General features: G+C 47.4%; 23 protein-coding genes. 12 read left to right on the top strand and 11 right to left on the bottom strand.

The features are described 5' to 3' along the window. Positions 1-236 precede the first annotated feature (236 nt). The 6 genes from KBW69_RS08770 (at position 237) to malQ (ending at position 9,015) form a co-directional block, all read left to right on the top strand. Positions 237-974, top strand: a complete 738-nt coding sequence (locus KBW69_RS08770; protein ID WP_257280623.1) for a C39 family peptidase — start codon at positions 237-239, stop codon at positions 972-974. Between the two features lie 615 nt (positions 975-1,589). Next, the gene (malE, locus tag KBW69_RS08765; RefSeq protein ID WP_257280622.1) at positions 1,590-2,816 is read left to right on the top strand and encodes a maltose/maltodextrin ABC transporter substrate-binding protein MalE; all 1,227 of its coding nucleotides are present in this window, start codon (positions 1,590-1,592) and stop codon (positions 2,814-2,816) included. A 214-nt stretch (positions 2,817-3,030) separates the two neighbouring features. Beyond that, positions 3,031-4,581: a maltose ABC transporter permease MalF gene (malF, locus tag KBW69_RS08760; RefSeq protein WP_257275911.1), complete on the top strand. Its 1,551-nt coding sequence runs from the start codon at positions 3,031-3,033 to the stop codon at positions 4,579-4,581. A gap of 9 nt (positions 4,582-4,590) precedes the next feature. Beyond that, entirely contained in the window at positions 4,591-5,475 is an 885-nt protein-coding gene (gene malG / locus KBW69_RS08755; protein ID WP_257275909.1) for a maltose ABC transporter permease MalG, read from the top strand. A 202-nt stretch (positions 5,476-5,677) separates the two neighbouring features. Further along, the gene (locus tag KBW69_RS08750; protein WP_257274828.1) at positions 5,678-6,814 is read left to right on the top strand and encodes an ABC transporter ATP-binding protein; all 1,137 of its coding nucleotides are present in this window, start codon (positions 5,678-5,680) and stop codon (positions 6,812-6,814) included. Positions 6,815-6,825: 11 nt separating this feature from the next. Further along, positions 6,826-9,015, top strand: a complete 2,190-nt coding sequence (gene malQ, locus KBW69_RS08745) for a 4-alpha-glucanotransferase (RefSeq protein WP_257280621.1) — start codon at positions 6,826-6,828, stop codon at positions 9,013-9,015. Positions 9,016-9,170: 155 nt separating this feature from the next. Here the strand turns inward: malQ and KBW69_RS08740 are convergent, their stop codons facing one another. Further along, the gene (locus KBW69_RS08740) at positions 9,171-9,395 is read right to left on the bottom strand and encodes a type II toxin-antitoxin system Phd/YefM family antitoxin (RefSeq protein WP_257280620.1); all 225 of its coding nucleotides are present in this window, start codon (positions 9,393-9,395) and stop codon (positions 9,171-9,173) included. Between the two features lie 163 nt (positions 9,396-9,558). After that, on the bottom strand, positions 9,559-10,737 hold the full coding sequence (locus tag KBW69_RS08735; RefSeq protein ID WP_257280619.1) for a MalM family protein: 1,179 nt from the start codon (positions 10,735-10,737) through the stop codon (positions 9,559-9,561). A 369-nt stretch (positions 10,738-11,106) separates the two neighbouring features. Between KBW69_RS08735 and lamB the strand changes: the two genes are divergently transcribed. The 3 genes from lamB to KBW69_RS08720 all read left to right on the top strand — a co-directional run bounded on the left by lamB (position 11,107) and on the right by KBW69_RS08720 (position 13,636). Continuing rightward, positions 11,107-12,546, top strand: coding sequence for a maltoporin LamB (gene lamB, locus KBW69_RS08730; RefSeq protein ID WP_257280618.1), 1,440 nt, complete (start codon positions 11,107-11,109; stop codon positions 12,544-12,546). 508 nt (positions 12,547-13,054) lie between these two features. Beyond that, positions 13,055-13,354 carry a type II toxin-antitoxin system RelE/ParE family toxin gene (locus KBW69_RS08725; protein ID WP_257276295.1) on the top strand — a complete coding sequence of 100 codons (300 nt, stop codon included), beginning with the start codon at positions 13,055-13,057 and terminating at the stop codon, positions 13,352-13,354. 3 nt (positions 13,355-13,357) lie between these two features. Continuing rightward, positions 13,358-13,636 carry an addiction module antidote protein gene (locus KBW69_RS08720; protein WP_257276296.1) on the top strand — a complete coding sequence of 93 codons (279 nt, stop codon included), beginning with the start codon at positions 13,358-13,360 and terminating at the stop codon, positions 13,634-13,636. Between the two features lie 146 nt (positions 13,637-13,782). Here the strand turns inward: KBW69_RS08720 and glk are convergent, their stop codons facing one another. Next, positions 13,783-14,754 carry a glucokinase gene (gene glk / locus KBW69_RS08715; protein WP_257280617.1) on the bottom strand — a complete coding sequence of 324 codons (972 nt, stop codon included), beginning with the start codon at positions 14,752-14,754 and terminating at the stop codon, positions 13,783-13,785. A gap of 113 nt (positions 14,755-14,867) precedes the next feature. Here glk and tcdA point away from each other — a divergent pair, with 113 nt between their 5' ends. Continuing rightward, positions 14,868-15,674, top strand: coding sequence for a tRNA cyclic N6-threonylcarbamoyladenosine(37) synthase TcdA (gene tcdA, locus KBW69_RS08710; protein WP_257275737.1), 807 nt, complete (start codon positions 14,868-14,870; stop codon positions 15,672-15,674). Positions 15,675-15,717: 43 nt separating this feature from the next. Here tcdA and KBW69_RS08705 read toward each other — a convergent pair whose 3' ends face one another. From KBW69_RS08705 to KBW69_RS08670, 8 genes are all read right to left on the bottom strand, one after another. After that, on the bottom strand, positions 15,718-16,677 hold the full coding sequence (locus KBW69_RS08705) for a flagellar motor protein MotB (protein WP_257275738.1): 960 nt from the start codon (positions 16,675-16,677) through the stop codon (positions 15,718-15,720). Then, entirely contained in the window at positions 16,674-17,525 is an 852-nt protein-coding gene (motA, locus tag KBW69_RS08700; RefSeq protein ID WP_257275739.1) for a flagellar motor stator protein MotA, read from the bottom strand. Before motA ends, KBW69_RS08705 begins: the two co-directional genes overlap by 4 nt. Before the next feature lie 4 nt (positions 17,526-17,529). Then, positions 17,530-18,264, bottom strand: a complete 735-nt coding sequence (locus KBW69_RS08695; protein ID WP_257275740.1) for a sigma-70 family RNA polymerase sigma factor — start codon at positions 18,262-18,264, stop codon at positions 17,530-17,532. Between the two features lie 16 nt (positions 18,265-18,280). Next, positions 18,281-18,793 carry a flagellar basal body-associated protein FliL gene (gene fliL, locus KBW69_RS08690; RefSeq protein ID WP_257275741.1) on the bottom strand — a complete coding sequence of 171 codons (513 nt, stop codon included), beginning with the start codon at positions 18,791-18,793 and terminating at the stop codon, positions 18,281-18,283. A gap of 30 nt (positions 18,794-18,823) precedes the next feature. Next, entirely contained in the window at positions 18,824-20,077 is a 1,254-nt protein-coding gene (locus tag KBW69_RS08685; RefSeq protein ID WP_257275742.1) for a flagellar hook-length control protein FliK, read from the bottom strand. 13 nt (positions 20,078-20,090) lie between these two features. Further along, positions 20,091-20,492 (bottom strand): flagellar export chaperone FliS, encoded by a 402-nt coding sequence (fliS, locus tag KBW69_RS08680; RefSeq protein WP_257275743.1) that lies wholly within the window; start codon positions 20,490-20,492, stop codon positions 20,091-20,093. 13 nt (positions 20,493-20,505) lie between these two features. Further along, on the bottom strand, positions 20,506-21,855 hold the full coding sequence (gene fliD, locus KBW69_RS08675; protein ID WP_257275744.1) for a flagellar filament capping protein FliD: 1,350 nt from the start codon (positions 21,853-21,855) through the stop codon (positions 20,506-20,508). 159 nt (positions 21,856-22,014) lie between these two features. Beyond that, positions 22,015-22,818 (bottom strand): flagellin, encoded by an 804-nt coding sequence (locus tag KBW69_RS08670; RefSeq protein WP_257275746.1) that lies wholly within the window; start codon positions 22,816-22,818, stop codon positions 22,015-22,017. Between the two features lie 230 nt (positions 22,819-23,048). Between KBW69_RS08670 and KBW69_RS08665 the strand changes: the two genes are divergently transcribed. Continuing rightward, on the top strand, positions 23,049-23,318 hold the full coding sequence (locus KBW69_RS08665; protein ID WP_257275747.1) for a flagellar biosynthetic protein FliQ: 270 nt from the start codon (positions 23,049-23,051) through the stop codon (positions 23,316-23,318). A gap of 32 nt (positions 23,319-23,350) precedes the next feature. Next, the gene (gene fliR / locus KBW69_RS08660) at positions 23,351-24,091 is read left to right on the top strand and encodes a flagellar biosynthetic protein FliR (protein WP_257280616.1); all 741 of its coding nucleotides are present in this window, start codon (positions 23,351-23,353) and stop codon (positions 24,089-24,091) included. Positions 24,092-24,093 lie beyond the last annotated feature (2 nt).

Below are 24,093 nucleotides of genomic sequence, written 5' to 3'. Positions count from 1 at the left end.
TTCCCTAAACTGCCTCACATCATTGTCCCGTAATAAGGTTTTTGCTATACAACTATTAATAGAGAGAACCTGTGAATAGGAATTCGCCATGCCAAGGATTGGAAGCAAAAGAGATATACCTCCCTCATTCCTGTCAACGGATGATAAAACTGAAAAGAAGAAGCCAGAAAAAGAAATGCCAAAATAGTGGGTCAGCATCTGAGTCTGATAATTGATAAATAAAAAATGGATAAAATATGAAACTAAGAGGCCCATTCAGAGCAATTTGGCATTTTAATGCTACCAATGACACAAAAAAGTTAGAAGCTGAACAGAAAAAATTTAAAGGTAGGACTGTAGAAGCCGCAAGCCATATTCATGCTGTTAACTACATTCATCAAGGGCATTTTAACCTCTGTGGTGATGCCTGTGTAGAAATGCTCAGAAGATTTTATGGCGATAACCCATTACGTGCTACCACGACAAACTCAAAAAAAGTTGAATCACTTTCTACCAACCCAAGAGGAATATTTAAAGGATTGTCATTAAAAAAAGTATACGAAGAGGCTGATCATTCAAGTTTCAAATTATCTGAATTGCAATTCCCTGATTCATCTGTACCGAAAGAAGAATTAGTTAAATCTTTAACTGAACTGATTTCTGAGGCACCTATTCTTCTTTCATATAGAGAAAATAACTTCTATGGTCATTATGCCCTGTTAATAGGCATTATTGGGGATAAATTAGTCGTTCACGATCCGTGGTCCGGAGGTAGTGAAATAGAATCTGTAGAATGGTTACTGTCACTGCTTTCAGAACATGAATTAGAAGGATTTCTTGCACAAGACAAGGCTGCTGATGACATATTTCCAACAGGCATCATTACAATAAAAGTTGATTCAGAAGATCCTGAATCTTCTGAACCTCCTGAATCTACAGAAGATCTGGATAGTTTACTTGCTAGAGTAAAAGAGCGCCTTAAACGTCAAGCATGATTTGTCTCCTTCCCATGCACCTGAGACTGTCGCGAAGCCCGAAAGCAATTTGATGAGGTTTTGCGACAGTCCCCGGAGCAAGAAGCAGTCAAAAAAGTGATCACCCCACATTCGCTGCTGTAAAACCTTTTCAGAATTAAGGTTGGCGCTGCCACCATGAAGTGCTCAAGTAAAACATTGAGCAGCAGGATAGAACGCACCGGGAGTCCTGTCGGACTCCGGGCTGTCCCTCTCTGCGCTAAAAAGACTATGCTCCTCACTCTTTCCGGTGATTAAAAAAAATAATATGAACTTGCTTTTTTAGAAAATTATGTAAAAAACAATGCCTTGAAAAAAATTATTCTCTACATCATCACTGCCCTTCAATTCTGCCGCTATTATTGAATAAGTTTTCTTTCATCTCGGACAGCAATCCTCTGATTCTGTCTGAAAAAACGAACCTTCATTCTCAACCGATCATTCAAGTCATGTAATGGAACTATCAGGAGGCTGACCGGAGAGGGTCACTTCCGGTTGCGTGTGAAGCTTGTCTTACAGAAGGCGCTTGTGGTTTATCACTGCGAAGGCCCCTGCGCTTTTTTCTGAACAGCGAAATTGATCGGGAGCCGTTGACTGATGATCAAATTACTGAGAACTCCGCTTTGCAAAACCGTAGCTGCAGCTGCTATCACTCTGGGGGCAGTCCTCGGCCCGTTTCAGGCCTATTCCTTTCAGGATGATGAATTGGTGATCTGGGTAGGCGGTGACAAGGCCTACAACGGTATCCGGGAAGTAGGCAAAGGGTTTGAGAAAGACACTGGAATCAAAGTAAAGGTTGAGATTCCGGAAAATATTACCGATCGTTTTCAACAGGCGGCAGCGTCAGGTGGTGGACCGGACATTCTGTTCTGGGCCCATGACCGATACGGTGAATGGGCCCAGAGTGGCCTCCTGTCTTCTGTAAACCCGGCCCCGGATTTCAAAAGCAAAATTGACGATCTGGGCTGGGAAGCCATGACAGTCAACGGCAAAATCTATGGTTATCCTGTCTCTATGGAAGCCATCAGCCTGATCTACAACAAAGATCTGTTACCAGACCCTCCCAGCTCATTTGAAGAAATGTTTCCCCTCAAGGACAAGTTGGCTAAAAGCAAAGAAGGTAAAGTCACCACCATTATGTGGGATCAGATCCAGCCTTACTTCACTATGCCCATGCTCGCTGCAGATGGCGGTTATGTCTTCAAGAAAACACCAACAGGTTATGATGTCAAAGACACCGGAGTCAATAATGCCGGCGCCATGGCCGGTGCAAAAATGCTGACCGAGCTGATTGATAAAGGCGTTATGCCCAGAGGTGTTGATTATGGAGTCATGGAATCCAGCTTCAACAAGGGTCAGGCAGCCATGATGATTACGGGCCCCTGGGCCTGGTCAAACCTCGACAAGACCAAAATCGACGGCAAAAATCTGAATTATGGTGTGGCAGCTTTGCCTGGCATCAATGGCCAGCGTTCAAAGGCATTTGTCGGCGTCTGGGGGGCCACTCTGAACAGTGCCAGTCCCAACAAAGCCCTGTCCAGAGAGTTTCTTGAAAATTACCTGCTAACAGACGACGGTCTTCGTACTATGAACAGTGATGTTCCGCTAGGTGCTGTGGTCAACAAAAGCTACATGAAAGAATTGGAAAAAGATCCTCGCATCAAGGTTACTTACGATAATGCCATCAATGGTTTGCTCATGCCCAATGTACCGGAAATGGGAAAATTCTGGTCGGCTATGGAGTCTGCACTGATGAACATCACCTCCGGCAGACAGGATTACAAGAGCGCGCTTAATGAAGCAGCCAAGCAGATTGTCGACTAGGCTGTCAGTCTAGGAGACTGACTCTGACAGGTTCCCGACAGGCTGACTCTGACAGGCCGGTGTACCATATTTTCGTTAGCCCTTTTAGCAGTCAGCCGCCTTCCAGTTACATCAATGCTATGAAATACGACGTGTAATTTCTTGAGTGATTCCTACAGTGTCACGCTCTCGACATCAGAATATGTGAGTTAAATCTGCCCCGGGAGGCAACTTTATGGAGGCTGATCAGAAAGCACAGAGCCCAATGATCTGGTTGGTGTGGGGAGTAGTTGCCCTGATTGACCTGATACTGCTCTATGGCGTGACCTTAATGTACGCCCGGGGAGAAATTGCCTTTGCTCTGATTATTCTTTTAATTGCCTGTGTCGGTACCTGGGTATTCATCAGCCATAAGGGCTACAACTACCGGTATGTTTTCCCTGCTCTTCTGGGGGTATCGGTATTTATAGTTTTCCCCCTTATTTATACGGTATATGTCGCATTCACAAATTACAGCTCCAGCCATCTCTTATCTTTGGAGCGCGTCAAAACCCAACATCTGGGCAAAACCTACAGAGCAGAAGGTGAGTCCTATCATTTCAAGATCTATCAGCAAGGAGCCAATTATCGAATTCTTTTCATCAGCAACAAGGAGACAGACAAGCACCTCGTAAGCCAGCCGTTCAACGAAACGGTCATTCCAACGCCACTGAAAGCTGACTTTTCACCGGACCTTCCTGAAGGTAATAAATTACCACTCAGGGATACTATAAGGCTTCGGAATATTCTCAAAAAACTAGCCGTAGAACTGCCTGACAACACCGAGCTGACAATGACCAGCCTGAGAAAGTTTGGTCCCATGTCAAAAATCTACCGGGACATGGGTAATGATATTCTGCAAGATACCCGCAATGGCAACCTGCTAAAGCCTGATCATACAACGGGCTACTATATCGAAGTGCCTGAAGGACAGCCTGATTCCGCAGGTGAGCAAGTAGGACCAGGCTTTGTCGTCTATAACGGCTGGGATAATTTCGTTCGGGTTCTCAAAGATCCTGGTATCCAGGGCCCTTTTTTACAAATTTTCATCTGGACTCTGGTATTTGCTGCTCTCTCGGTACTCTTTACCATGACTGTAGGTTTGCTCATGGCCTGTCTGGTGCAATGGGAACCCCTCAAGGGCAATGGCGTTTACCGATTGCTGTTAATACTCCCTTATGCCGTCCCGGCCTTTATTTCTATTTTAATTTTCAGAGGCCTGTTTAATCAGAATTTTGGTGAAATTAATATGTTGCTGAACCTGCTATTGGGTATCCAACCGGAATGGTTCAGCAATGAGTATCTGGCTAAAACCATGGTCCTGATCGTTAATACCTGGCTGGGTTATCCCTACATGATGATTCTCGCCATTGGCCTGTTAAAGTCTATTCCGGATACTCTTTACGAAGCTTCAGCCATAGACGGCGCCTCCCCAATACAGAACTTCTTCAGCATCACTTTCCCGATGATCATAAAGCCACTAACGCCGATGTTGATCGCCAGCTTTGCATTCAACTTCAACAATCTGGTTCTGATTGCACTGCTGACTGATGGTGCTCCCAATATCATTGGTGCCAGCACACCAGCCGGTGCCACCGACATTCTGGTGAGCTATACCTTCCGCATTGCATTTGGTCAGTACGGTCAGGATTACGGCCTGGCCTCCGCTATAGCCACCTTCATCTTCATCATGGTGGGTGTCATAGCCTGGGTGAACCTGAAAGCGACCAAACGGGTAATGGAGTGAACGACTATTATGGTACAGCCTAGAAACCTGAAATACCGGGTGTGGTTCGCAAGAATTTTTATGATTCTGTTTCTCTGTCTGATCATGTTTCCCTTCCTGATGATCATTTCGGTGTCTTTCCGTTCCGGTAATTTCGCCACCGGAGACCTGATACCCCGCAACCCCAGTCTGGAGCACTGGTATCTGGCTTTTGGTATTCCCTGGGAGAATGCCGATGGCTCCATCACTCAGCCTCCCTTTCCGGTCCTTCTCTGGTTATGGAATTCTGTCAAAGTGGCGTTTATTTCCACCGTGTTGATTCTGCTGCTCTCAACCACGGGAGCCTACGCATTCGCCAGACTGAGATTCCGGTTCAAGGAGTCCATGCTGACCGCCATGATGATTTTGCAGATGTTTCCAGCCGTACTGGCACTGGTCGCCATATACTCACTGTTTGAACAGATAGGCAACTATGTTCCCTGGTTAGGACTGGACACTCTGGGTTCGGTGACTGTCGCTTATCTGGGTGGACTGGCTCTGCACATCTGGTTGATCAAGGGCTACTTCGAAACGATAGATTCATCCCTTGAAGAGGCAGCAGCGATCGACGGAGCAACGCCCTGGCAGGCGTTTCGTTTTGTGTTACTGCCACTTTCAACGCCCATTCTGGCGGTGGTATTCATCCTGGCCTTTATTACCAGTATTGCTGAATACCCGGTAGCTTCAGTGCTTTTGCAGAGTATGGATAACCTGACGCTGGCGGTTGGCTCCAGACAATACCTGAATCCACAAAATTATCTCTGGGGTGATTTTGCTGCGGCAGCCGTTCTGTCGGGTCTGCCCATCTCTATTATTTTCCTGTTGTGCCAGCGCTGGATTGTCGGTGGTCTGACTTCAGGTGGCGTGAAAGGCTAGCAGCCTGTCGGACTTAAGCGTCCGTAGCGAGGATTGCAAGAAATTGAGGATAAAAATTTCTGCTTCTGAGGAGAATAGCGAGCTATTTGACGAAGAAGCAGGAATTTTTAGACCAATTTATTGCAACCGCAGTAGGACAGCCTTAAGTCCGACAGGCTGCTAGCAGTCTGGCGGGCGCTGCGAATGAAAAACGGAAAAACTTATGGCTGAAGTTAAGCTTGTTAATATTTCCAAAAGCTACGACCAGGGCAGGACCTGGGTTCTCAAGAACATCAACCTGAACATTGCCGAGGGTGAATTTATAGCATTTATCGGGCCTTCTGGCTGCGGTAAGTCCACTCTGCTTCGAATGGTCTGTGGTCTTGAGGATATCACTGAGGGTGAAATGTATATTGCCGGGGAGCAGGTGAATGACTGGCCACCCAACGAACGCAGGGTGGGCATGGTCTTCCAGTCTTATGCGCTCTACCCTCATATGTCCGTTGCTAAAAATATGGCCTTCGGCCTCAAGCTGGCAAAAGCCGACAAATCATTGATCAACAGCCGGGTTGAAGAAGCCGCCCGCATTCTCCAACTGGAGGCCCTGTTGGATCGAAAGCCAAAAGCCATGTCCGGAGGTCAACGACAAAGGGTGGCTATCGGCCGATCCATCGTGCAGCAGCCCAGGGTGTTTTTGTTTGATGAGCCGCTGTCCAATCTCGATGTCGCGCTTCGGGTTCAGATGCGGCAGGAAATAGCCCGACTGCACAACCGTCTGCAAACAACCTCTATTTACGTTACCCATGACCAGGTTGAAGCGATGACTCTGGCAGATCAGATCGTTGTCCTGAGTCCTCTGGCTCAGGGAGCAGAAAGTAACCTGGAGCAGGTTGGGAAGCCACTGGAACTTTATCACCAACCTGCCAACCTGTTCGTTGCCGGATTTATCGGTTCACCCAAAATGAATTTCTTTGATGGTTTTATTGAAGAAACCGGCAACAACGAAACACGACTCAAGTTGACCACCGGGGAAATGCTACGGGCTAACGTTGACAGTCAGGGTGCCAACAAGGGTGAGCGGGTCGTCTTGGGCATTCGACCGGAAGATGCTCTGGCTGAAACAGACAACGGTAATGCGGTTGAAGGCAAGGTCGAAACGCTGGAACGTCTGGGAGCCGAATCTTACATATACATGAGCCACGATACCATTCGAGAAAACTTCATTGTTCGGGTAGAAGACTCGAAAAAGCGTGAAGCAGGCAGCAAGATGAAAATTGAGCTTCCGGTCCAATTTTGTCACCTCTTCAATGCTGAGGGCATAGCTTTTCGTCGTACCCGGGCGCCAGCCTACGACTTGTGAGAGAGACCGCTATGTCTGATCCTGAACTGATTGAGCAGCTGGCCCGATACTATCGCGTTTCCGGAGAATACAGTGACTGGGCGGGTAAGCCAGTCAGCGTCCCCACTGAATACAAACTGCCGATTCTTGGTGCCATGGGATTAAACGTTGAATCTGACGACTCGATAAAGCAAGCGATAGCAGACATTGAACAGCAAAAGTGGCAGCAACCACTCCATCCCGTGTCAGTCTTCACTAAAGGTCAAAGCTATCAGGTCAGCCTGTACCTTGAGGATCAGCAGCTGGGTCATCTGTTCGAAGGTGAAATAATACTGGAAACCGCTGGCCACCACTCTCTGACCCTGAATACCAGCGATATGCCCATAGAGGCCAGTCGCACATTTGAGGGAAGAACCTACCACCACTTGACGTTCAACTTACCGGATGCTTTACCCCTTGGCTACCACCGGCTCTCTCTGCAAAGTGACAAGATGCAAGACAGCGCTCTGATCATTATTGCTCCTGAAACCTGCTATGAACCTGAGAGACTTGGGAGTGGAAATAAACTATGGGGCTGTGCTATCCAGTTATACACTCTTCGAACCGATCATGATTGGGGCATAGGTGACTTTTCCGGCCTGAGTCAGTTAGCGACTCAACTGGCGGAACAGGGCGCAGACATTGTCGGCCTGAACCCTATTCACGCCCTGTACCCGGCCAACCCTCTTCATGCCAGCCCCTACAGCCCATCGAGCCGAACCTTTATTAATCCGTTGTATATCGATATCACGGCCATAACGGACTTCAGGGAATGTGAAGAAGCTCAGAGACAATTTGAAGATCCTGAGTTCAAAGAACAACTGCAACAGGCAAGAGACGAAGAGTATGTGGACTACAGTCTGGTAGCATGGCTGAAGTTTGGTTTTCTGAACACACTGTTTGATCACTTCCATAAGCAACACCTGAGCCCCGAAAGCTCGCGGGGAAAAGCTTTTCTGGACTTTTGCAGAAACCGTGGCCCCGCTCTGGAGCGACATGCCCTTTATGAAGCTATTTATGAGCACTACAAAAAGCTGGACATCAATAACTGGGGATGGCCTTGCTGGGAGTCACAGTTCCAGAACCCGGAATCCGGTGCCGTCAAAGAGTTTGCCAGCCATAACCGAAAACGCATTCAGTACTACATGTACTTGCAGTGGCTGGCTGAAGATCAGCTGACCAAAGCTCAGGAAGCGGCCATTGAAGCCGGTATGCTGGTTGGCATCTATCGTGATTTGGCAGTAGGCGCAGACACTGGCGGCGCCGATGTCTGGAGTCATCGCGACCTTTACTGTCTGGATGCAGGCGTTGGTGCGCCCCCGGATGGTGTAGCGCCCCAGGGACAGAACTGGGGTTTACCTCCCTTTAATCCTCAGGTACTCATCGCTCAGCAGTACCAGCCCTTTATTGAAATGGTTCAGGCCAATATGAACCACTGCGGGGCTTTGAGAATTGATCATGTCATGGGTCTGCTAAGGCTCTGGTGGTGCCCCAAAGGCAAAACGGCTGATTATGGCGCCTATGTCTATTATCCTCTGAATGACTTTCTGGGCATTATCAAACTGGAAAGCCATCGTCGTCAGTGTCTGGTATTTGGAGAGGATCTTGGGACCGTCCCACCTGAAATCGAAGCTTCTCTGCCTCCTGCCCTGTTTTACTCCAATGAAGTGGCTCTGTTCGAGTGTTTGGGTGATCATTTCACGCTACCTCAGGATTACAAACCCATGGCTCTGACCTGTGTCAGTAATCATGACATCCCTCCTCTGAAGGCCTGGTGGAATTGCCTCGATCTGGATTTGCGCCTGCAACTGGGCATTTATGATCACAACCGGGCTCAGCAAGAAAAAGAGGCAAGACACAGAGAAAAGCTGGCTTTGCTGAAAACACTTGCGAACGTCCATGAATTTCCTGAAGGCATGAACCCGCAGGATATTTCCACAATGGAATACTCAAGGGACTTAATGGAAAAAGTTCATTATTACCTGGCTAAGACAGCATCAAAAATCACAGTGATTCAGCTGGAAGAGGTGTTACAGATCGAATCCCCGGTGAATATTCCGGGAACCAGCGAAGAGTATCCAAACTGGCGCAGGAAGTTAACCGACACTCTGGAGAATATTTTTGCTGATGAATCCAACCGGTCGTTTTTTAACAATATGTCAGTGATTAGAAAGGGCGGTTAGGTTTAGCACAACCAAAGTATAAAAATGTATGCGGCTGCTTTAATAGTGGAAACGGCAGGCTTTAAAGATAATCACTCCGGACTTTTTCTGACCAACATATCAACCTTTTATGCTTAGTCTTATGCCTCGCCATCAATCAAGCCTTTTTCTGGAACCTAACCTGCCTCAATTTGGGCAATAGATTCGTTCAAATGTTTTATGTTGTTCGAAGATGACATTAAATGAAGGTTTTCCATCAGGTTGTTGTAGCTGTCCAGTGACATGATCACCGCATCCTCACCTTCCCGCCGGTGGATAATGGTGTGGTTAGCATCTTCGGCCACCTGATCAAGCAGCGACTTCAGATTGTTTCTGGCTTTGGAGTAAGAGATTACATTCATAACAGTATTACCTGAACAATTAATTGAACAATGTCTTTTACAAATTCAGGGCTATTTAAAGATATATCAAGATTCCCGCCACTGTCCGATAGAATGTTGACACACCCCATTCGTCCTGAGCCTGTCGAAACGTCGACAAGCTCAAGCGAACTGTCTTCGAAGGCTATCGGTCAAACAGCTGATCCACTTTTTCCAGGGTAGCCTTGATTTGATCAATCACCTTCAATGCTGCAGCACCCTGACCGGTCTTCAGGTAGTCGTATACCTGCAATTGATAGTGATACAAGACTTTCCCGGCATACTCGGTATAACCGTCTTCAAAACCGGGAGTTTTGGGGGAGTTCAGTTTATCGGCGGGCTTACCATACTGTTCGACAAAGTATTCCTCCGTATCCCTGAGAGTGTTTCCCAATTCAGCTCTTGCAAGCATAGCCCTTGCAATATCGCATGACTTAAGGTGTTTATTAACAGCATCAACATAATGCTGCCGGACTTCTTTTGTAAAAGGATCCTCTTCCACTGACAAGGCTCCTGGTATCACAGCAGCAGAGGCAGCTAAAGGAGTATTGGGCATTGAAGCAAAAGCCACCTCTGAACTTTTTATACTGATGGCCAGATGCCCTGCATTGCCATGAATAGCGACAGGATCAGGCACCGGCGGTGCAACAACACCGTAAGCTCTGGCATATTCCTTAGCCTCATTCATTAAGGTTGTTTTCCCTTTCCTCAGTTCATCGGTGGTATAGACAAGCATGCAAACTGCCTGTTCGCTGGAAAGCTTGTCATTATCGATGGTGAATTGAGCTTCAATACTTTCAGCGTTGGTAAGCCCTGGCTTTTTATACTTGATCTGACGTTCAGGTACCTTGGCTATGATGTTATGAGACTGATCGAGCAGTGCAACCGCTGGATAGAACAGCTGTTCCTTATCATCATCCTTGACCACATAGCTGTTTATAGTCACTTTATGAATGCCCGTTTGCGGCAGACTGAAAGCCAGAACCGGAGTTTCTCCGGAGGATTGTTTTAGTCTTGAAGTGAACTCGTTAACGACAATGCGAGCCTGTTTTTTGTCGGCAGGATACCTTAATGGATGACAAGTAATGTCCTTAACTGAGTTGTACACTTTACCTTCTGAGTCAGGCTGCTTTATTGTTTCTTCCCGGCTATTAAAATGAGAGCAGCCCATCAGGGTTATGACAGGGGCAAGAATACACGCGAAAAGAAACTGTTTTTTCATCACGCCAGACACTTGTCGTTCTTTATAAAACATCCCCTTTAATAATCCTTTAATTCGGCCATTTCCAGTACCGAATATTTCGATACCTCTCAGTAAACTCATAAACTGTATACCTGAATTCACGATCAACAATAAAATGCAGCATTTTTTCACTCTCAGTTACAGTATTGCTGCACAGGCTCCGGGAGCCTGTCTGCAAACATAGTCGTATTTGAGCCAGGCTGGATAAAAAACTGTATTAACTCCTCTTTTTTCTTAATTACTTTGCTGATTGTGAATCTCTGGTCTAGATTTCCTACGGGTACACCGAAAACATAATTCTCAGATCCATTCGGTTTATTTACTCAAGCCGCCATGAACATGAAATGGCTCCGAAACTCGGGAAAACCGCATCTTCATGGCAACAGACCAGAGCAGCTTAGCCAACGGTTAGCTCTGGTCAACTGTCGTACACACACAAGGTAAATGGCAATGATTCGGATACAGAGTACTCTGTCTGCTCTGGGTCGCAGTATTGGAGTTATTTCTCTCGCTTCCCTCCCTGCGCTTTCCTGGGGCTTTGAAGAAGTCAATGTTGATTTTCATGGCTATGCCCGCTCGGGCATAGGTCGTTCAGCAGAGGGAGGAGATCAGGCCTGCTTTAAAGCGGCAGGAGCACCCGCCAAATATCGTCTGGGTAACGAGTGTGAAACTTACACAGAGCTCAAGCTCGGTGCTGAGCTGTCGGATGATAACAACACTTCGTTCAGGCTGGATACCAATATCGCCTACAAAGTTTTTCAGAACAATGACTGGGAAATGCCCGGAACAGGCGACGATTATTATGGCAACAACGAATTTGCCCTTAGAGAAGTCAACTTACAGGCCAGGAATATCATGGAAGGTATGCCGGAGGCCATGCTCTGGGCCGGCAAACGCTTTTATCAGAGACATGATGTTCATATGAACGATTGGTACTACTGGGATGTTTCTGGCCCCGGTGCCGGGATTCAGGATATCGACGTTGGCATAGGCAAGTTTGATATTGCCTGGCTAAGAAATACACCCGAAGTTAATTTCGATATCACTAATCCCAATAATAAAGCCAATCTTGAAACAGATATCATTGATCTCAGACTGAAAGATTTGAGACTTATGGACAACCTCAGCCTTGAACTGGGAGTTGATTACGGGAAGGGGAATCCTCCTGATAATATTGCAAACAAGGAGCTTTTTGATAAAGACGGATGGCTGGTTACAGCTGAGCTGACCTGGGAGGTTCTGGATGGCTTTAACAAGTTTGCAGTGCAATACGCCAGCGATGCCATGACGGGTCCGGGCGTTGGCTCAACCGGCCGCTTTATCAATACAGCAGAGTGGTTTGAGGGTAACAAGCTCTATCGGGTGCTTGACCATGGTTCATTCTCTCTGAGTGACCAGATGGACATCATGTATGTTGCAGCCTGGACTCAGGTGGAATACGACGAAGAAGCTCAAAAACTGGATGCTTCCTTGCCTGACAAGAAAACCTGGCTGACTGCAGGTATCAGACCCATCTGGAAATGGACCGAAATCACCAGTACTGCTATCGAGCTGGGATGGGACAAAGTAGAGAATGCCTATTATTCATCAGCTTTGCCTGCTGACAATAATTCTTTTGATAGCCAGCTGTTGAAGTTTACCATTGCACAGCAGTTCCATCCTAAATTTGGAGCCTTTGTCAGACCAGTGATCAGAGTATTTGCCACTTACGCAGATTGGGACGCTTTTGACAATACTGATTGCAAAGCATCTGAAGCCGCTGAAAAAGCATGCAGTGCGGCAGGTCTTTCATACTTCGATACAGGAACCACACCAGATCAAATCATGAACACCTTTGGCACAGACGCCAGCGGCTGGACATACGGCGTGCAGTTTGAAGCTTGGTGGTAATCCGTAAGCTGAAATGAACAAAAAGGCGGGTTTTATGCCACGGGCTTAATCCAAGTTTGGCAGAAACACCTGGATGATAATGCGTTACTTATACTTATAACCAAAATAGGGCTGCGATTATGCAGCCTTATTTTTTCTTGTGTTTGGCTCATATCTCTAACCTTGAACAATAAACTTACACCCGCAAAGGCTTGCCAGAGAACGTCACGCAGCAGAACAACTTCTTTTTACAGCTTCTTGAACTGTCTTCTTGTTTCATTCTTCTTTGGTAAAGCTTCCCCGCTTGTTTTGGGGAAAGTTTCATACTCATTTCAATAGCCATTTTATTTTCCTTTCTGCTTGTTCAGTGCAAATCGCCGCATAATATCCGCACCGTCGGGACAGCTGCCGGATCTTTCATCACGCTCCCACGCTGGAGCATGGGAGCGAATCAATAACAGTCCGTTATGTTTGTTAACAAGTCTTTTATTCGTTTGCTAATGCGTAGCCTGTAAGCTACGATTAAACCATGAAATACGAAGTGGTCTCGACCGAAATATTTAATCAGTGGTTCCGGGAGCTGAGGGACAGACAAGCCGCCAAGGCGGTTGCCCTGCGGATTAACCGAGCAAAGGCGGGCAATCTGGGCGATACCAAACCGGTAGGCGATGGCGTCAGTGAAATGCGCCTGTTTGTGGGCAAGGGCTATCGTCTTTACTACACGCTCCGCAACCAGCAGATAGTGATATTGCTGTGCGGTGGCGACAAATCCAGCCAGAACCGGGACATTAAAAAGGCCAAAGACCTGTTGCAACAATTGGAGGATTGACTCATGGCTCTGAAACTGACCCCCATAAACCCTGTAGAAATGCTGCAGGAGAATGAAATTGCTGAATTCCTGACCGAAGCCTATCTGGACGATGATCCTGCCGTGTTCATTATCGCCCTGGGCGATGTGGTCAAGCACAAGGGCGTAACCGAGCTGGCCAGACAGACCGGGCTCAACCGGGAAAGCCTCTACAAGGCATTCAATGGCAAAGCTCAACCTCGTTGGGATACCGTACATCGACTGCTGAAAGCGCTGGGTGTCAGGCTGACTATTGCAGCCTGATCTGGTGAGTGCTTTCAACCAACCATTGATCGTTTTTTAACCACTTATTTGCAGTTTGTTATTTCCCTGAAGTTCGGAAAACCACCCAAAGGTTAATCCCAGACTTATCCACAACCTCTGGGGATACTTTTAGAAGACAGCTGACTTTAATGATAACCTGAACAGTTCAAATAGGCCGCCGCTCCTGTTAACCCCGGATGTTCAGACAATATGAGCCATGTTGGTATGCCAGACATGTAGTCTTTCATCTTGTCTCTGTTCTCAAAGGCTTTCCGGAATGTTCCCCTGGCAAACAGCGTTTTCACTCTTGGGATAATTCCACCCGCAATATAGACACCGCCCCTTGCTCCCAGAATCAGTGCCGCATTTCCGGCGGTATTGCCGAGAATCTCAAAAAAGTGGTCCAGCACTTCATAGGCCAGAGAATCATTTTGTTCCAGAGCCTGAACCGTAATATCTGCCGCCTGTAGTTTATCCATCCGACCATCGAGACTGGAGTGCGCTTCATACAATAATTCCAGACCTGAGCCAGAGAGTATTCTCTCAACCCCCAACAACCCCCCAACCTCTTTTCGGATGAATCGCCAGACACTAATATCTCTTTCAGTAGAAGGTGCAAAGTCGGCATTGCCGCCTTCTCCGGGCAGAGCCTGCCAACCCACAGGGGTTTCGATTAATCCACAAAGCCCCAGACCGGTTCCCGGGCCGATCACCAGCTTGACAGCATCAGGATCAACGGACAACTCAGGCCCAACAGGCATGAGTTCGTTTGAAGGAAGGTGGGGGACCGCCAAAGCCTGTGCGGCAAAATCATTGATCAGCGCCATCACTTCCAATTCAAAGTCCTGTTTGAACTGTTGCTGATCAATTTTCCAGTGGCTGTTAGTGAAACTGACTTTTCCGTCCACGACCGGACCGGCAACGGCAAGACAAACTCTGGTAATGGTTTCAACGCCCTGATTTTTCAAATAGAGCCGAACGGCATCTTCCAGATCGGAATAGTCAATACTCGACATTGTCTGAATACCTTCCAGCACCAGACTGTCAGGATTCACCAGAGCAAAACGGGCATTGGTACCACCAATATCCCCCACCAGAGATCGCAATACTTGAGTCATCCGATACTCCCGGGCCAACCGGCTCCATGACAAGAGAGGATGTCAGTATTATAATCCTGCGCCCGGATTCATGACCTGTAAGATTTTTACCCAAAGGCTCTCGGACTCTTTTTATGACAGTTGCTTCGGAACATTCAACCACTGGCTATGACGCCCGATTTGGAGGCAGCCGCCGTCTCTATGGCAGCGATGCCGTAGACAGGCTGAAACAGTCCCATATCTGCGTCATAGGTATTGGCGGAGTCGGCTCCTGGGCAGCAGAGGCTCTGGCCAGAACCGGGGTGGGCAGCATTACTCTGATTGATCTGGATGATGTTTGTGTCACTAACATCAACCGTCAACTCCATGCCACCACCGAAACGATTGGTCAGTCCAAATGTGAAGTGATGGCCAGCCGCATTCAGTCCATTAATCCGGACTGCCAGTGCCATGTCATTGAAAACTTTATAACAACCGAAAATGTGTCTGAGCTGATCAGTCAGGACTTCGATTATGTACTGGATGCCATAGACAGTTTCAGAATCAAGGCTGCCCTGATTCATCACTGCAAAAGAAACAAGATTCCAGTGATCACAACCGGTGGTGCCGGTGGTCAGGTCGATCCCACCCAGATACAGATTACCGACCTCACCAAAACCTGGCACGACCCTCTGGCAAAAAAAGTCAGAAATCATCTGAGAGACTTCCACGGCTTTACTAAAAACAACAAGCGGAAGTTTGGTGTCGATTGTGTCTTTTCTTCAGAACAGGCGGTTTATCCTCAGCCCGATGGAACGGTATGCCAGCAGAAACCTTCGGATCTGGGGTCAACAAAAATGGATTGTGCCAGTGGTTTTGGTGCCACGACCGTAGTGACGGCTACGTTTGGCTTTGTGGCCGTCTCTCGTATCATTAAAAAAATCATCGATAAGAAAATCTGAGTAACTGACGGAATCGAATATTTCTGGCTCATTGGGCAGGTAACTAATTGCCCCATTCTATATTGTCTTTCATTTCTTCCGGGAGTTGATTACTTTTGGCTTTTTCGAGCGCTTTGCGCATTTTCCGTGAGTCTCCTTCGCTCAGCTTTTGGGTGCCTTCTTCAATGGGTGCAAACATCTTTTCAATCCGCTCTTCCATATCTTTTGCCAGGAGCAGAATTTCAATTCTACGATTGGAGCTGGCTTCAGGGTTTTCAGGGTTGCGCAATACCCGGTCAGCCATACCCAATACCATCATAATCCGGGACTCTTCTAATCCTCCGAAAACCAGCGTTCTTCTTGCAATCTGAGCCCGGGCTGATGACAGCTCCCAGTTTGAATAGTCATTCCTCTGAAAGCCAGAGCTGTCAGTATGCCCGCTTATCATGAGGTTGAAAGAAAGTTTGTTCAGAATAGGGGCCAGTTCAAGCAGTAAATCCTGAAAAAATGGCTGCAGTCTCGCCCTCCCCTTTTCAAACATATCCCGCTTGTTATTGTCCAGAATGACAATGCGCAAGCCTTCCGGTGTTTCCTCCAAATAAATGTAATCTTCATATCTTCCGGCTGACTTACTGCCACCGATCAATTTTTGTAATTCATCGGACAGCTTGTCGAAAATCAGCGTGTTATTCAGTGTTTTGGTGTTTTGGTCAGCAATAACTTCAGTGTCTTCCCTGCCTTGTTTGCCTGGCCCCGGTTTGGGAATATCCACCACAGTATTTGCTACCCCAAAATTAATGGGCTTGGAGCTGCTTGGATGGCGGAATGAGCCCGGATCTTCAAAATAGGTCGCAATGGCTTTCTTCTGCTCCTTATCAGTGGCACTCATAATCCACAGTAGAAGAAACAAAGCCATCATGGCAATGGCAAAATCAGCAAAGGCTACTTTCCATGAACCTCCATGATGACCATCACCATGACCGCCATGCTTCTTTTTGATGACAATAACATGACCTTTGCTCATTGGCCGTCCAGTAACTCTTCCAGTTCACCGAAAGTGGGTCGTTTGTCTGAAAAAAGCATTTTTCTGCCAGAATCAACTGAAACAATGGGAGGAAACCCGGACTTGTTAGTGCCCAGCCCCACCTTAATGCATTCAAATGCTCTTATTTCCTGATTGATTGAGTGACCAATGGCCGTTGCGCATGGTCCAACCAGTCCGTAGGCCATAAATATGCCAAGAAAAGTCCCTGTCAGAGCCGCAGCAATCAATCTGCCCAGTTGATCCATCGGGCCATCTATCGCGCCCATCGTAATAACAATACCCAATACTGCTGCCAGAATACCGAAGCCCGGCAAAGCATCCGAAATCAGCTGCAGAGCATCTGCCGGACGCATCATTTCTGACTCCATGGATTCAATTTCTTCCTCAATAATGGTTTCGTATTCGTGGGGTTCAATGCCGTCTACCAGTGACAGCCTGAGGTTTTCAGCAATGAAGTTATAGATATGAGGCGTCTTCATAATCAGAGGATATTTTGAAAAAACATCACTGTTTTCAGGGTTTTCTATGTGCTCTTCAAGGGCCTTACTCCCCCCCTTTTTTTTCGCCATATTAAATAATGTATACATAAGGGAGAGCAGCTCATCATAATATTCACGATTAAAACCTGAATTGTTGACGGTATAAACCAAGTGCCGTCCCGCCGCTTTCACAACGTTAGTTGGGTTGGCAATGATGAATGCCCCCAATGCTCCACCACCAATCATCACTATTTCTGCGGGCTGCCAGATAGCCGCCATTTCACCACCAGCAGCCATAAAACCACCAAAGATGCAGCCAAGCTGGATCAGTAGCCCCAAGATTTTCATAGCATTAGTCCCTGTTCCATTCTTCCAGCAGCGAGCGCAATCGTAAGACAGCCTGACGGTGTAACTGACAAATACGGGCCTCCGTCAGGTCCAAAGCTTCTCCAATTTCTTTCATATTCAGTTCATGAACGTAATAAAGATTCATCAGATGTTGCTCTCGTTCCGGCAGCTCCTGTAATGCTTTTGCCAGAGCTTTACTGCGCTCTCCACCCATGGCAACCACTTCTACAGAGTCGTCATCATTGATCTCTATGATTCGGCTGTCAGACTCACCCTGCATCAGCCCATCCAGACTCAACAGACTGTCGGAACTACTGCCCTGTAACATACGGTGGTATCGCTCAAGACTGACGCCAAGTTCTTCTGCAATTTCGGACTCGGACGGAGCCCGTCCCAGGTTTGTATTTAACTTCTGGATGGCATTACTGATTTTCTGCCCGTGTTCCCGGTCTGTTCTGCTGCGCCAGTCCCACTGTCGTAGCTCATCAATCACTGCGCCTCGAATCCGGGTTTTGGCAAACTGTTCAAAGGGGACTTTGCGACCCGGATCATAACGACTGGCAGCATCCAGCAGACCCATCATGCCTGCTTGCAAGAGATCATCCCGGGAGATGTTGCTGCCCAGACTGCTGGCCAGATGCAGCACAATCTTCTTAACCAGGGACAAGTGCTGCTTAACCAGAACATCCCGCTGATTTCCTGCCTGTTGGCGATAAGCGTTAAGTCCTTTTTGCTGCATGTCTGCCACTAAGCTGCTACTGAATCACAAGATCCGTAATCAGACAGTCATCCACCCTTGCTCCCACCCTCTCTTTGTCCAGCAGTGCATTCACTCTTGCCAGCGTTTCAGCGCGGATAATCTCTGTGACGCCCCCGGCTTTAACCTGTTCATAAGAGAGAGAGCCCAGGTAGTTGATGACTTCATTACGAATAAGTGGCCGATAAGCTTCCAGTGTTGCGATCACCGTTTCATCCCGTACCATCCATGACAGTTTTATCTGCATATATCGAGGTCGGGCATCACTTTTAAGAGTGATAATAAACGGCTCAAGCATCATAAAACTGGGTGGCGCCAATGCTGCCACTGGTTGCTGCGGTTGCTGTTGCTGTTGCTGTTGCGGTTGCTCTTTAGGAGCCATCATTGTCATTGCTACAAAACCGCCACCACCAGCCAGCAACAGCACCAGAAGAATAATGATGATGATTAATAACTTGCTGTTGCCTGAATTTTTGTCTTCAGAGGCACTGCTTTCCTTTTCATCTGCCATGAGTCCAAAAACTCCTTTTCCGATGATCTGTTAAACGAAATGATCCAATAATCTGCCGCCATGAACCCTGAATTGTTCCTGGGCACTCTGATAACCCTTTGATTCATGACAACCATCGGCGGTGGGCAGGTATTCTGAAGATTGTTCCGATGTATCGGCCTCTTTCTGGCTACCCACATCCACTGACATTTGCCCCAGAGTCAGTGATTCACTATTAAGAGCTTCCCGCAGGCGATCGCCATGAAGCAGCAACAAGTCTCTGGCTGCCGGTGTTGCCGTTATCGCCTGAAGGCTGACAGCGTCTCTATCAACGCTCACAGTCAGCGTTACCCGGCCTAATTCCGGTGGGTCTAAGCGAAACTCCATTTTCTGCTCACCCTGCTTAATCATCTGGACCACTGTCTGCCCAAACGGTCGCTGGGCTAGTTCAGGTTGCAGGAAAGGTTGTTTAACTAGAGGTGACTGAGCGGCTGATGATGGCTCAGTCATCTGAATTGAAACAGAATGTTGTGGCGCCTGATGAGCAATGGCCGTTATTGACTCAGATTGTTGCATCAATACAGGCACTGTTTTTAGAGTGGCCTTTCGCTCCATTTCAAGATTGAACAGAGGCTGCGGAGCTGGAATTTCTTTTATTCCATTGTGATTTTTTATCTCCGGCACTTTGGCTTCTGCCAGGATTTGATCCGGTTTTAATGTGACTTCCGGCCTGAGCTTTTCTGTTTGGTGATTTACCTCCAACACCTGATTAACATCCGTTAATGGTCTTTGAGCCTGAGTCGCCCTCTGGGTGATAACCGGAGTCAAAGAGACCTCTGATGCCCGGGTTCGGACAGGCAGCTGGAGTTTTGCAGCCTTTATGGGCATTGACACATTTGAATCGGGTCGTTCAGTTACCCCTTCTGTTAAAGAGGTATTTTTTATCTCCACAGTGGCCTGTTCAGGTTTTTTCTCGCTTGTCACTATTGGCAAGTGTGTAACGGGAAAATGCTTTGTCCGTTCTGAAGCCCCCGGGCTTGCCAAAAGCACATCTGATTTTGCCTGCCAATTAACAGGCAACAATTGTGGAGATAAAAGCTCCGGAGATAAAAGCTCTGGAGAGACTAACTCTGTGGCTGCAGATTCTATTGAGGAAAACTGTTGAAGAATGGTGTCAAACGTCAACTCTGAAGAGGTTGTAGCTGCCTGAGCAGCCGCCATGACCTGCGGTTGGGCACCCTCAACCGACGGCACCGAACCGGACAAAGATAACAACGAAAAAACTGGCAGTCCCTGATTTTCCATTCAAACCGCCCCGTTACTGGATAGTTGCCATCGCAGCTTGAGGTGTGGAAATATAAGTCCAGGCTTCCTGAATTTCTTTTAACAGCCCCATCACTTCACTGATAGCGGACACATCATTACCTGTATTGGCATCTGTTAAACGTCTAATACAATAGAGATATAACGATTGAAGATTGTCGGCTAAGTCACCGCCTTTTTGAAAATCCAGTGACTGTTCCAGTACCAGCAGAATTTCGATGGCAAGGGAGAGTCGATCCGACTTGTTGGTAAAATCTTTTCGCTCAATGTAGTGGCTTGCCTTAGCCAGATTGTCCATCAGTTTAGTAAACAACACACCCACCAGCTGAACAGAATCAGACGCTTCTACACCTGCTTTTTCCTGTTGTTTATAAGCACCCAGACCTTTTTGCTTCATGACCCCTCCATGATCAGGAATTATTGTTATTCAGACTATTCAGACTGCTGGTGATCCAATCACTGGTTCCACTCAGTGATGCCAGAATACTTTCCATCGTCAGGAACTGATTCTGGTAATAACTGCGGGTTCGTTCCAGTCTCAACTCCAGTGCGGCACGATCATCTTCAATATCACTCAAGCCTTCATTAATCCTGTCTTCCCGACTGTCAAGCGTTCCGCTACTTTCAAGGTGAGGTGTGAGAACGGCTGCCAGTTGACTCATTAAGCCATCTTCACCGGCCAGCACTTCTGCCAATTCATCAAAGTTGTTAGCCAGAGCTTCATCCAGACTATCGGAATCCAGATTTAACGAGCCGTCTTCGGTGGTTGTCAGCCCCAATTGCCCGAGCGTTCTGAATGTGTCACCGTCTTCACCGTATAAAGAGCTGATGACACTTCTCAACTGTCCCTCAATAGCCCGGGCCTGGGCATCACCATTAAGAGGCCCCGCTGTAATACCGTTGAAATCCGTCAGGTTATCAAGGGTAGACTTAACATTGTTCCAGGCATCCACAAACCCCTGCATAGACTCTTTCAGGCTGTCTTTGTCTATGGAAATATTTACGGTTACCGGATCTGTGCTGACGGCTTTCAAATCAAGCGTGACGCCATCAATAAGATTTTCGAGCTGGTTATCTTCGGAAGTAATAGTGATGGCAGAGGCCCCTGAACCAAACCGTATGCTGGCATCGACTGCCACCTGCAAGTCGGTAAAGGATCCCAGAGTTTCTGATCCACCGGAAAGGCCACTGAAATCACTCGTTATGGTGTTTGCTGCGCCAGATTTCTCGCTAGTCAGCATAAGACGTTGCTGACCGCTTTCATTGATAATTGTTGCCTGCACTCCGGAGTTATCAGCAGCATTGTTTATGGCATCACGTACATCAGTCAGGCTCTCTGTTCCCGGTTCGATAACAACAGAGAAGCTTTCACCGTTAACCGAGAGGTTGACCGTTCCGGAACCAACGGTGGCATCTGAAGCAATAGATGTGGATACCGTCTGATGGCGGGTGGCCAGCTGATCCACATAAAACTGATAACTGCCTGCCCCGGCGCTGCTGGAAACAGTTGCACTCAGAACTGACTCATTACTGATGCTGACTGCCCTGGGACTGAATTTACTGATGCTATTCAGGCTTTCTATCTGGGTATTAAAATCATCCAGAGCAGACTTTAGCGTCCCAACAGCAGAGAGTTCCACGTTAAAGGCCTCCTCTCTGCGGGCATAACGGCTTTCGGTCGGAGCACGCTCAGCCTCCACCAAAGCGTTCACCATGGAGCTCACATCGAGTCCCGAGAAAATGCCATTCAAACTGAACATAATCAGCCTCTGATTAATGCCTGCTTTTATTCAGTCGGCACTGCTTTGAGAAACATAACCGAATAACAGACAGCTCTATAAAAAAATGGGAGCTGGTTAGCTCCCACAAAGACGATCAGCATTAAAGCTGACTGAATTTTACAAACTGTCCTGAAGCGATTATCGCAGCAGAGACAGAATGTTCTGAGGTATAGCGTTAGCCTGAGCCAACACAGCAGTACCGGCCTGTTGCATGACCTGATACTTACTCAGATTCGCTGTTTCTGCAGCAAAATCAGTATCCACGATACGGCTTCTGGAAGCACTCAGGTTTTCACGGATATTTGAAAGGTTATTGACGGTAGTGGTCAGTCGGTTTTGGGATGCACCAAGACTGGCCCGAACAGCGTCGTAGGCGGCAATATCGACATCCAATGCACCCACTGCCGTTTGAGCTGTGGCGGCATCGGTAAAGGTAACAGCCGTCAGCGCAACGGCAGTAAAATTGAGGTCTATGTTATTGGTGGTAGCATCGGTATAGTCAACTGCAATTTCGACAGTACCTGCGCCAAGAACGGTTGTCCCGTTAAACTCAGTCGTTGAGGCAATACGGGTAATCTCAGCCAGTTGAGCATCGTATTCGGCTTGCAGGGCAGTCACATCAGCAGCCTCATAGGTACCACTTGATGCCTGCAAAGCCAGATCCCTCATACGCAGCAAAGAGTTAGTGATCTCGCTCATAGCACCTTCAGCAGTCTGGGCCATGGAGATGCCATCGTTGGCATTTCGGATAGCGACACCCAGTCCACCAATTTGTGCAGCCATTTTATTCGCAATCTGCAAACCGGCGGCATCATCCTTAGCACTGTTAATACGCATACCAGAAGACAGACGCTGCATGGCGGTCTGAAGACCTGTCTCAGTCTTACCCAAATTACGCTGGGCATTCTGAGAGAAGATATTGGTATTTACGGTCATTGCCATTTTACTAATTCCCTATTCAGGTTTAATCGCTTGATTACTTCAACGTACTGCCTGTTGATAAGTACCACTCGGAAGGGATTCTGAATTTCTTAAATAGAGCTGCCGTTTTTTTTAATTAATCGCGTAAGGAGAATATTTAACAAAATTTGTCATTTCTTTAAGTCGTTTTTAAAGTAAAAAAATGTTTTTATATATTTATAACGCATTTATTTTTATCCAGAGGAAACCCCATGACACCGGAAGTTGTGGCAGACCTTTTTCGTGATGCGCTGACCCTCATTGTTCTGATGGTCTCGGTAATTGTGATGCCCGGACTGCTGGTTGGCCTTGTGGTCAGCACACTGCAGGCAGCGACTCAAATCAATGAACAAACCCTCAGTTTCCTGCCCCGTTTGCTGGCGACACTGGTCACTATAGGCCTCACTGGCCCCTGGCTGATTCAGGAATTTATGGATCTGTTTCTCCGGTTGTATGAATTTATCCCGGAGATGCTGGCCTGATGGGGACCTTTACCTTCTCTGAGGTGGTAGGCTTGATCGGTCAGTATCTCTGGCCATTTTTTCGTATCGGTGCACTCTTTCTGGCGATGCCCATTATCAGTAGCCAGGTAGTAGCACCCAGAATCCGGGTTATTCTGGCGATGGCCATCACTATTATTGTTGCCCCTATGTTACCTGCGGTGCCCGCTGTTGAACCATTATCGGGTGCAGCCCTTTTGATCACTGCACAACAGCTGGCTGTCGGGCTTTTAATGGCGATGGTACTGCAAATCTATTTCGCTATTTTCACCTCCGCCGGTCAGATGCTCTCCCTGCAGATGGGTCTGGGTATGGCGGTCATGTTCGATCCGATGAATGGCGCCCAGATTCCGGTTATCAGCCAGGTATTCCAGCTACTGAGTTTCCTGATGTTTCTGGCGGTTGATGGGCATCTGGTCGTCATTTCTATTGTTGTAGAGAGCTTTAATACCATTCCCATTGCACCCTTTTCTGTCAGTCAACTGGATATTCACCAAATGCCCGCCATGGGCGGCTGGATGTTTGCCAGCGCACTATTGATGGTTCTACCTGCCATTGTTGCCTTATTAATTGTCACTTTCACCTTTGGTGTCATGAACCGCTCAGCTCCGCAATTCAATATTTTCAGTCTGGGTTTTCCTCTGACCATGCTGGCAGGCATATTTATTCTGATGCTGATCAGTTCGACCCTGAACGGTGTCTTCACGCGATTGACTCAGACCGTTCTGGCAATTCTACGATCTCTGGTTCTTTAGGT

The organism is Endozoicomonas sp. ISHI1 (assembly GCF_024606225.1).
Lineage (GTDB): Bacteria > Pseudomonadota > Gammaproteobacteria > Pseudomonadales > Endozoicomonadaceae > Endozoicomonas_A.
Note: the sequence above shows the minus strand (reverse complement) of the source record. Positions and strands in the feature narration are given on the sequence as shown.

Coding starts and splice junctions, on each gene's coding strand:
- KBW69_RS08770 (WP_257280623.1), top strand. CDS start 237: ATGAAACTAAGAGGCCCATTCAGAGCAATTTGGCATTTTAATGCTACC.
- malE (WP_257280622.1), top strand. CDS start 1,590: ATGATCAAATTACTGAGAACTCCGCTTTGCAAAACCGTAGCTGCAGCT.
- malF (WP_257275911.1), top strand. CDS start 3,031: ATGGAGGCTGATCAGAAAGCACAGAGCCCAATGATCTGGTTGGTGTGG.
- malG (WP_257275909.1), top strand. CDS start 4,591: ATGGTACAGCCTAGAAACCTGAAATACCGGGTGTGGTTCGCAAGAATT.
- KBW69_RS08750 (WP_257274828.1), top strand. CDS start 5,678: ATGGCTGAAGTTAAGCTTGTTAATATTTCCAAAAGCTACGACCAGGGC.
- malQ (WP_257280621.1), top strand. CDS start 6,826: ATGTCTGATCCTGAACTGATTGAGCAGCTGGCCCGATACTATCGCGTT.
- KBW69_RS08740 (WP_257280620.1), bottom strand. CDS start 9,395: ATGAATGTAATCTCTTACTCCAAAGCCAGAAACAATCTGAAGTCGCTG.
- KBW69_RS08735 (WP_257280619.1), bottom strand. CDS start 10,737: ATGAGTTTACTGAGAGGTATCGAAATATTCGGTACTGGAAATGGCCGA.
- lamB (WP_257280618.1), top strand. CDS start 11,107: ATGATTCGGATACAGAGTACTCTGTCTGCTCTGGGTCGCAGTATTGGA.
- KBW69_RS08725 (WP_257276295.1), top strand. CDS start 13,055: ATGAAATACGAAGTGGTCTCGACCGAAATATTTAATCAGTGGTTCCGG.
- KBW69_RS08720 (WP_257276296.1), top strand. CDS start 13,358: ATGGCTCTGAAACTGACCCCCATAAACCCTGTAGAAATGCTGCAGGAG.
- glk (WP_257280617.1), bottom strand. CDS start 14,754: ATGACTCAAGTATTGCGATCTCTGGTGGGGGATATTGGTGGTACCAAT.
- tcdA (WP_257275737.1), top strand. CDS start 14,868: ATGACAGTTGCTTCGGAACATTCAACCACTGGCTATGACGCCCGATTT.
- KBW69_RS08705 (WP_257275738.1), bottom strand. CDS start 16,677: ATGAGCAAAGGTCATGTTATTGTCATCAAAAAGAAGCATGGCGGTCAT.
- motA (WP_257275739.1), bottom strand. CDS start 17,525: ATGAAAATCTTGGGGCTACTGATCCAGCTTGGCTGCATCTTTGGTGGT.
- KBW69_RS08695 (WP_257275740.1), bottom strand. CDS start 18,264: ATGCAGCAAAAAGGACTTAACGCTTATCGCCAACAGGCAGGAAATCAG.
- fliL (WP_257275741.1), bottom strand. CDS start 18,793: ATGGCAGATGAAAAGGAAAGCAGTGCCTCTGAAGACAAAAATTCAGGC.
- KBW69_RS08685 (WP_257275742.1), bottom strand. CDS start 20,077: ATGGAAAATCAGGGACTGCCAGTTTTTTCGTTGTTATCTTTGTCCGGT.
- fliS (WP_257275743.1), bottom strand. CDS start 20,492: ATGAAGCAAAAAGGTCTGGGTGCTTATAAACAACAGGAAAAAGCAGGT.
- fliD (WP_257275744.1), bottom strand. CDS start 21,855: ATGTTCAGTTTGAATGGCATTTTCTCGGGACTCGATGTGAGCTCCATG.
- KBW69_RS08670 (WP_257275746.1), bottom strand. CDS start 22,818: ATGGCAATGACCGTAAATACCAATATCTTCTCTCAGAATGCCCAGCGT.
- KBW69_RS08665 (WP_257275747.1), top strand. CDS start 23,049: ATGACACCGGAAGTTGTGGCAGACCTTTTTCGTGATGCGCTGACCCTC.